Raw genomic sequence first — 6,095 nt, 5'->3', positions numbered from 1 at the left:
TTTTGCTATGGAGAGGAAGACCTTTACTACATCGGGATCGAAATGGGTAAATGCATATTTTTTAAGATGATAAAGTGCGGCTTTATGTATCAATTCTTCATCATCTAAATAATCATGTGTTAATTCTCTTTCTTCTATATAATCATGCAAAATAAACTGTTTTTTTGCTTCAATATTTACTGTTTTATCATAGGCATCAGCCACCGCAATTATTCTTGCACCCAGAGGGATCGCTTCTTCTTTTAACCTGTCAGGGTATCCCAGACCATCATATCTTTCATGATGTGACCTGATTATAAGACCAACATTATCCAGGTGGTTTATAAAACGAACTATATTCTGACCCTCTTCGGGATGTTTCTTTAACAGGTTTTCTTCCTGTTGAGATAATTTTTTGGTGTGATACTCAAGCACTGAATCAGGTAATCCGATTTTGCCTATATCATGCAATAACCCGGCAATTTCTACCTGAATTACCTCTTTTTTTGAAAGGTTCATCTCCCTGCTAATATCCTTTGCAATAACAGCAACACGTCTGCCGTGGCCCGCAATAACAGGTTTATTCATCTCTGCAATGGAAGTAAATGCCCTTATCGTGTTGAAGAAATTGGATTCAAGCTCTTTGTTTTTCTGGATTATCTCTTTTGATCTTATTTCAACCTGTTTTTCCAGACCTTTGTTTAGTTCTGTCAGCTCATTGTTTTGTTTTTCAACAAGAAGGGATAACCTTTTATTTTCCAGTGTAAGCTCATATTGTTCAAGTGCCTGGTATATCAGATCCCTTAAATCTTTATCTTCCCATGGCTTTGCAATAAATCTGTGGATTTCTCCTTTATTTATAGCGGCTGTCAAGACCTCAACATCTGCAAAACCGGTTAAAAGAAATCGAATAGTCTCAGGAAATTTATTTTTTATATTTTGAAAAAGCTCAATGCCTGTCATCCCTGGCATACGCTGATCTGAAATAATTAGAGAAAGGTTTCCATTATATTTAGCGAGCCTCTCAAGGGCCTCTTTTACGTTTGAAGCAGACAATACGTTTATTTTGTTATCCCTCAATAATCTCTGGATGGATTTTAGTATTGATGATTCATCGTCTACTATCAGGATATTATGTTTATATTTTAGCTCCATATAACCTGCTCTCCTGCCTTTTATCTGCGCCCTAAAGAATAGAAAACCGTGGGGGATTAAAATGAAATAAGAAATATTAACACCGTTTGTATGTTAAATCGGCATGAAAGTACGAATCGCCAAGATGATATTTATACCATGTATCAGTGAGTAAAAATCATTACTTCTATAAAGACTGTAGATAGGTATACATGTTTGACTTTTCTTTTAAAAGACCTAATTTTTTCCGAATATTATATCTGTGTGTCATGACTGTATTAGTGGAAATGTTCATCACCCCGGCTATTTCCTTTGTGGTCTTTCCATTTTTAATAAGATTTGCCACCTGCAACTCTGTGGGGGAGAGTTTTTCCATTGAAAGCCTTTTTGCAAATGGCTTTGCAACAGTTTCAAGGTTGGTTAAAGCTATATCGATGAGGGAATTGCTATCAGACTTATTTAGAACCTTGCCGGCCTTCTCAAGGTAGGGTATCACCAGTTTATTAATGTTTTCTAAAACAGTTTTCTCAAGTTGCCCCAGTTCTCGTTCTCTGTGTTCTATCAGTACTTTCATTGCGGTATTCATCTCTTCAAGTCTGGATGACTGGTTTTTCAATTCCTGTTCTACCTCTTTAAAATGTGTAATATCCTGAATGGTTCCGACCAGTATATCCTGCGAATTTTTGTCTGTTTTTACCTCGGCATATGAATGGACAGTGATCATATCCCCGTCTGGTTTCATAACCCTGTATTCGACTTCAAGCGGTGTTCGATCCTTTAATGCCTTTTCTATAGAAGACGTAAGAAGCTGTATATCAGACGGATGAACAAGTTTTAAAAAGCTCTCATTCGTAGGAATAAAACTTTCAGAGTCCGTTCCGAATATTATATGAGTTCCCTTTGACCAGAAGGCATAATTATTTGAAAACGAACGCCTCCAGTGCCCGAATCTTGCCATTTTTTCAGCCTGTTCATATCTCTCTTCACTTTCAAACAACCTCTCTTCTGCCTGAGACCGGCTTATAAGCATTCCCATTACAGATGCTATGGCCTCAATGGATAATTTTACAGGTTCAGAAATACAATTAATCGTTCTTGAAGCAATATTAAGGCTGCCGATAATATCCTTTTTATAAAAAATAGGGATTACTGCCACTGCCTTCAGATTTTCATCACAATCGCTTTTTTTAAAAGGGAGATCAAGACTTGTGTAATCCAGATAGGCAGGCATCCCGGCCTTTATTAGTTTTACATTTTCTGAATCAGAGGGGTAATACCTGACTGTGGAAAAAAAGGGGGCAGACAATCCTTTTGCATGAACCAGTTCAATTCCTCCATCCTTATCAAAAAGATAGATACCTCCGTATTCCAGTTCTGATATCTCAAGTGCTGAGTCAAGACACATATTCAGTGTATTGGAAATACTATGCGACTGTACCACTGAAAACAGTAGGTTATTCTGAATCTCCAGTATCTTTTCCTTTTCAACCAGATCACCTATATCAGGAGATATTTCATTGCTTCCAGAGGTATTGCAGGGTGTTTCCAAATTAGTGGTCAGATTTTTTATATTGTCCTTTTCATCGCTCATTTGACTTTTCCTCATGCTCAGATGCTCAGATTCAGGGTTCGATTACTGCTTGCGAGACAATATTTCAATTGATTCCAGCTAGATACATCTCATTATGAAATAATTTCAGGGAAGATTTTATATCAGCAGGATTACACTATCAAGTAAAATTTTCCCTGGGCGGTCATATAATGCTGTCCAGAGGCGCCTGAATAAAGGTGATAAAGAAATGGTATTTCAGTGATGCTAGCTAATTGTTTTTATGTATGAATAGAAAAATATATTAATTTAATTGATTAACCGGTTGTTATTGCAGGGTATTTGAAATTAATATCTCATGTTTCCTGAACTTTTACCGGTAGGCACAGCACAGCATTCGGTTTATCAACCTGATTTAAATACCGATAAAGGAGAGTAGTGGCAGGTGTGATGATCGGTATCATGTGGCAATGCAAGTCTATCACCACGATTCAGGAGCGAAAAGAAAATGAAAAACAACAGGTTGCTTATTGTTGACGATGAACAGAGTATAATCAATTGTGTTACACGCCAACTGAGAAATGAAGAATATGAAATCTATTCAGCAAGTTCTGGCGAAGCAGGCCTCAGACTTATTGAAAATAAGAATATTGGAGTCGTAATATCAGACTTTAATATGCCTGGTATGACCGGTATTGATTTTTTAAACAGAGTAAAAAAAATCCGGTCAAATATAGTAAGGATATTGTTTACTGCTTATGCCTCCATGGAAAATGCCATAAATGCCATTAATAATGTTCAGATATTCAGGTACATGACAAAGCCATGGTCTCAGGAGGAGATAAACAGGACAGTAAAGCAGGCATTTGAGTATTATAATCTGGCAGCAGAGAATGAGCGGATGCAAAAAGAGATAGCTGAAAAAAACAGGCAACTTCAAAGCATCAATGAAAACCTTGAGCATCTTGTAAGCAAAAGGACATCGCTTCTTGAGGATTCTATTCGTGAAGGGGTTGTGATGCTGGCCATGGCTGCAGAGGCCAAGGACGACGACACAGGGGATCATTTAAAAAGGATTGCTCTTCTCACAAAGGAGGTCTGCCTTGCATATGGCCTTTCAAATGAACAATCAGAAAAAATAAGCTTTTTCAGCGTAATGCATGATATAGGCAAGATCCACATACCTGATACGATTCTTCAGAAAAATGGTCCGCTTGATCCTGATGAATGGGAGATAATGCGGACTCACTGCATTGCAGGAGAAAAGATTCTTGGCGAAAAACCATTTTATAAGACAGCCAGGGAGATTGCACGCAGCCATCATGAGAGATGGGATGGAACAGGTTACCCGGATGGCCTAAGCGAAAACAGCATCCCCCTTTCTGCCAGGATTGTTTCTATTGCAGATGTATTTGACGCCCTTACAAACAAACGAAAATACAAGGAGGCATGGTCTGTGTAAGCAGCACTACTGGAAATGAATACTCTTTCCGGAAAGGCATTTGATCCGGAGTTGTTAAGGATGTTCATGGCAGTTATTGGAAAAAAAGGATAAAAATTTGGAAACCGATAATATTAATAAAGAGCTTGACCGGATCAATGACCTCCCCACGCTCCCTGCTATTGCCCTGGAAGTAAATAAAATGCTTCAGGATTATGACACTACAAGGCTGGAAATTTTGAGGGACAGGATTGAAAAGGATCAGGCCATAACAGCAAAAATATTGAAACTGGCAAATTCGGCATTCTTTGGTGTACGTTCAAAGGTAACCAGCATAACCCATGCAATAACCCTGCTGGGCTTTAATACCATTCGAAATGCCATAGTATCTGTTTCAATCATGGATGCCCTTTCTGTAAACGGCGATGCAGCACGCTTCGATATAAAGGGTTTCTGGAAACATTCAGTGGCAGCTGCTGTAATGAGCAGATATATTGCCGAGCAGACAAAATTATATTCGCCTGATGACTGTTTTATTGGGGGGCTCTTACACGATATCGGAAAAGTTGTCATGCTGAAACATTTCCCGGATATATTTTTCAGTATTCACACCTCCTGTATAAAAAATGAAAAATCTTTTTTCAACATTGAGAAAGAGAAGGGGTCAGTAAATCATTCATATATAGGTTATTATCTTGCAAAGAAATGGCAATTACCGATGAAGCTTGCAGATGTTATTCGTTATCATCATACTTTCAGTAGTAGTGCCAGGGAATATAAATTTCTTGCGATCGTAGGGCTTGCGGATGTTATATTGAATACAAGCAATCCTGCTGATTCCAAAATTTCAATACCTGATGTTAGTCCGGAAATAAAGAAAGCGGTCTATGACATTTTGGATACACTTCCTGTTTGGTTTCCGGTGCTGTCAGAAAATATTGAATCTGCATGCAGTTTTTTTATGACTGAACTAAAACAATAGTGAAAATCCTTATTGTATATCAACAGTGATTGCATGATTAATAAAAAAAAAGGGGGCTAAACCCCTAAAATATTTTAGGCCAATATTATGACTTTATCTGATGAGTTAAACCCGGATATTACCGAGGCAATATTTTCTGCTATTCCTGACCCATTCTTTATCTTTGATGAAAATGGTCATTATGTGAAAATACTTGGTGGAATCCATAGAGAAAGATATCATGATGGTCAGCATCTGGTCGGCAGACGAATACATGATGTTATGTCAGCTAAGCTTGCAGACAGTTTTACGGTTCAAATAAAAAAGGCGCTCGATGATAACAGGGTTATAACATATGTTTATAAATTGTCATCAGCCGATATAGGAGGCTCTGAAACCCTCACAGGCCCTTCCGGAGATCTCTGGTTTGAAGCGAATATCTCACCTATAAAAGCAGTTAATGGTAGACCGAGGATGGTCATCTGGGCAGCATTCAATATTACCAGGCTTCATAATGCAATTGAGGAAAAAGATTCTTTAATACATGAATTAAAGAAAGCTATGAGTGAAATAAAAACTCTGCAAGGTATACTGCCAATATGTTCATACTGTAAAAAGATAAGGGATGATAAAGGCTACTGGAAGCAGGTAGAATACTATATCCATGAGCATACAGGTGCAAAATTCAGCCATGGGATATGTAAGGAGTGTGCAGAAAAATATTTCGGTTATTTAAAAATTGATGATGAAGAATAGCCAGTAGGGTACCCCGTTATTTTCAATTTACTACATCAAAAAGGCTTTATCTGAACCTGTTCTCGTCTTCATTATTATAGAAAGGAACACCAATATAAAAAAATTGATACTCCGATCCAGCCTACACTAAAGCTATGGCCTAACAGGTAAGGCGCTCGTCAGGGTTTTCAATGGCAGCGCAGCCTTTCAAGGTCGGTGTCGCGGCCTGGATTGAGATGGAAACAGAAAACAGGGAGATAATAATCAAACTGGATTTCATGATTCTTCCTCCGCAC

5 protein-coding genes are annotated in these 6,095 nt (G+C 38.0%); 3 read left to right on the top strand and 2 right to left on the bottom strand.

Annotation, left to right across the window (positions count from 1 at the left end; genetic code table 11):
- Both GX654_05815 and GX654_05810 read right to left on the bottom strand, forming a co-directional pair.
- Nucleotides 1-1,134: response regulator (locus GX654_05815; GenBank protein ID NLD36371.1), on the bottom strand; the 1,134-nt coding region annotated here is incomplete at its 3' end.
- Nucleotides 1,135-1,300: 166 nt separating this feature from the next.
- Nucleotides 1,301-2,704 (bottom strand): PAS domain-containing protein, encoded by a 1,404-nt coding sequence (locus GX654_05810; GenBank protein NLD36370.1) that lies wholly within the window; start codon nucleotides 2,702-2,704, stop codon nucleotides 1,301-1,303.
- Nucleotides 2,705-3,170: 466 nt separating this feature from the next.
- Between GX654_05810 and GX654_05805 the strand changes: the two genes are divergently transcribed.
- The 3 genes from GX654_05805 (at nucleotide 3,171) to GX654_05795 (ending at nucleotide 5,820) form a co-directional block, all read left to right on the top strand.
- A complete protein-coding gene (locus GX654_05805; protein NLD36369.1) occupies nucleotides 3,171-4,124 on the top strand; it encodes a response regulator in 954 nt (317 codons plus the stop codon).
- 97 nt (nucleotides 4,125-4,221) lie between these two features.
- Nucleotides 4,222-5,085, top strand: coding sequence for an HDOD domain-containing protein (locus GX654_05800; protein NLD36368.1), 864 nt, complete (start codon nucleotides 4,222-4,224; stop codon nucleotides 5,083-5,085).
- A gap of 87 nt (nucleotides 5,086-5,172) precedes the next feature.
- The gene (locus tag GX654_05795; GenBank protein ID NLD36367.1) at nucleotides 5,173-5,820 is read left to right on the top strand and encodes a PAS domain-containing protein; all 648 of its coding nucleotides are present in this window, start codon (nucleotides 5,173-5,175) and stop codon (nucleotides 5,818-5,820) included.
- Nucleotides 5,821-6,095: the final 275 nt, after the last annotated feature.

This window comes from Desulfatiglans sp. (genome assembly GCA_012513605.1).
In the GTDB taxonomy this organism is placed as follows: Bacteria; Desulfobacterota; DSM-4660; order Desulfatiglandales; family HGW-15; genus JAAZBV01.
The sequence above is the reverse complement of the archived record's forward strand: the minus strand, read 5'-3'. Positions and strand labels throughout refer to the sequence as shown.

Bases quoted from the DNA above. Each gene is read 5' to 3' on its own strand.
- GX654_05805 (NLD36369.1), top strand. From the start codon at position 3,171: ATGAAAAACAACAGGTTGCTTATTGTTGACGATGAACAGAGTATAATC.
- GX654_05795 (NLD36367.1), top strand. From the start codon at position 5,173: ATGACTTTATCTGATGAGTTAAACCCGGATATTACCGAGGCAATATTT.
- GX654_05810 (NLD36370.1), bottom strand. From the start codon at position 2,704: ATGAGCGATGAAAAGGACAATATAAAAAATCTGACCACTAATTTGGAA.